This is a genomic window from Pedobacter nototheniae (genome assembly GCF_032678625.1).
In the GTDB taxonomy this organism is placed as follows: Bacteria; Bacteroidota; Bacteroidia; order Sphingobacteriales; family Sphingobacteriaceae; genus Pedobacter; species Pedobacter nototheniae_A.
Window position 1 is genome coordinate 1 of the sequence record NZ_JAVTSO010000017.1, and the last position, 2,499, is coordinate 2,499.

General features: G+C 44.5%; 1 protein-coding gene. It reads right to left on the reverse strand.

Going from position 1 to position 2,499, the window contains the following annotated elements; genetic code table 11:
- On the reverse strand, nucleotides 1–2,499 hold a 2,499-nt coding region (locus R2Q77_RS20955), incomplete at both ends, for a hypothetical protein (protein ID WP_316805659.1).

Genomic DNA, 2,499 nt, shown 5'->3' on the forward strand with positions numbered 1-2,499 from the left:
CTTGCCTCAACACCGTTATAGGTATCGTTTGTTAATACATTCTCAATCGCTGTTCCTCCTGCAAAACCATTCGCTGAACCACTGTCGTTGGTCGCAACCATGGCTGGCGCCGTTACTGTAACCGTCGCAATTGCTGTGGTTTTCTGCCCTGGATTTAACCTGTCTTCAATTTCATATCCAACCTTATAAATCCCCGCTTTAGTACCTGCAGCTACATTTACTTTTCCGGTTAAAGGATCTAAAGTAACATTTGGATTTTCAGTTGAAAGTTGTGTTAAAATAACATTACTTAAAGTTGCCTCAACACCGTTATAGGTGTCGTTTGCCAATACGTTCTCAATCGCTGTTCCTCCTGCAAAACCATTTGCTGAACCACTATCATTGGTTGCAACCATTGCTGGCGCCGTTACCGTAACGGTCGCAACCGCGGTGGTGGTTAATGCCGGGTTCAGTTTATCCTGAATCTGATATTGAACGATGTAAGTTCCTGTCTTGGTGCCTGCAGCTACATTGATTTTCCCGGTTAAAGGATCTAAAGTAACATTTGGATTAGAAGTAGTTAGTTGACTTAAATTAACCGTTGTTAAGCTTGCCTCAACACCGTTATAGGTATCGTTTGCCAATACATTCTCAATCGCTGTTCCTCCTGCAAATCCATTTGCTGAACCACTGTCGTTGGTCGCAACCATTGCTGGTGCTGTTACCGTAACGGTCACAATTGCTGTGGTGGTTAATGCCGGGTTCAGTTTATCCTGAATCTGGTATTGTACCGTGTAAGTTCCTGCCTTGGTTCCCGCAGCTACATTGATTTTTCCGGTTAAAGGATCTAACGTAACATTTGGATTTTCAGTTGAAAGTTGTGTTAAAATAACCGTTGTTAAGGTTGCCTCAACTCCGTTATAGGTATCGTTTGCCAACACATTTTCAATCGCTGTTCCACCTGCAAAACCATTCGCTGAGCCGCTGTCATTGTTCGCAACCATTGCTGGTGCCGTTACTGTAACCGTCGCAATTGCTGTGGTGGTTAATGCCGGGTTCAGTTTATCCTGAATCTGGTATTGTACCGTGTAAGTACCTGTCTTGGTGCCTGCAGCTACATTGATTTTCCCGGTTAAAGGATCTAACGTAACATTTGGATCAGAAGTAGTCAGCTGACTTAAGTTAACCGTTGTTAAGGTTGCCTCAACACCGTTGTAGGTATCGTTTGTTAATACGTTCTCAATCGCTGTTCCTCCCGCAAAACCATTTGCTGAGCCATTGTCGTTGGTCGCAACCATGGCTGGCGCCGTTACTGTAACCGTAGCAACCGCTGTGGTGGTTAATGCCGGGTTTAGTTTATCCTGAATCTGGTATTGAACGGTGTAAGTTCCTGTCTTGGTGCCTGCAGCTACATTGACTTTTCCGGTTAAAGGATCTAAAGTAACATTTGGATCAGAAGTAGTCAACTGGCTTAAGTTAACCGTTGTTAAAGTTGCCTCAACTCCGTTATAGGTATCGTTTGCCAACACATTTTCAATCGCTGTTCCTCCTGCAAAACCGTTTGCTGAACCACTGTCATTAGTGGCAACCATCGCTGGTGCCGTTACTGTAACCATAGCAATTGCTGTGGTGGTTAATGCCGGGTTCAGTTTATCCTGAATCTGGTATTGAATGGTGTATGTTCCTGCCTTGGTGCCTGCAACTACATCGACTTTTCCGGTTAAAGGATCTAAAGTAACATTCGGATCAGAAGTAGTCAACTGGCTTAAGTTAACCGTTGTTAAGGTTGCCTCAACACCGTTATATGTATCGTTTGTTAATACGTTCTCAATCGCTGTTCCTCCTGCAAAACCATTCGCTGAACCACTGTCGTTGGTCGCAACCATGGCTGGCGCCCTTACCGTAACCGTCGCAACCGCCGTGGTGGTTAATGCCGGGTTCAGTTTATCCTGAATCTGGTATTGTACCGTGTAAGTTCCTGCTTTGGTGCCTGCAGCTACATTGATTTTCCCGCTTAAAGGATCTAAAATAACATTTGGATCAGAAGTGGTCAACTGGCTTAAATTAACCGTTGTTAAGGTTGCCTCAACACCGTTATAGGTATCGTTTGCCAATACGTTCTCAATCGCTGTTCCTCCTGCAAAACCATTTGCTGAACCACTATCATTGGTCGCAACCATTGCTGGTGCTGTTACTGTAACCGTCGCAATTGCGGTGGTGGTTAATGCCGGGTTCAGTTTATCCTGAATCTGGTATTGTACCGTGTAAGTTCCTGTCTTGGTTCCCGCAGCTACATTGACTTTTCCGGTTAAAGGATCTAAAGTAACATTTGGATTTTCAGTTGAAAGTTGTGTTAAAATAACCGTTGTTAAGGTTGCCTCAACTCCGTTGTAGGTATCGTTTGCCAACACATTCTCAATCGCTGTTCCTCCCGCAAAACCATTTGCTGAGCCATTGTCGTTGGTCGCAACCATTGCTGGTGCTGTTACTGTAACCGTCGCAATTGCGGTGGTGGTTAAT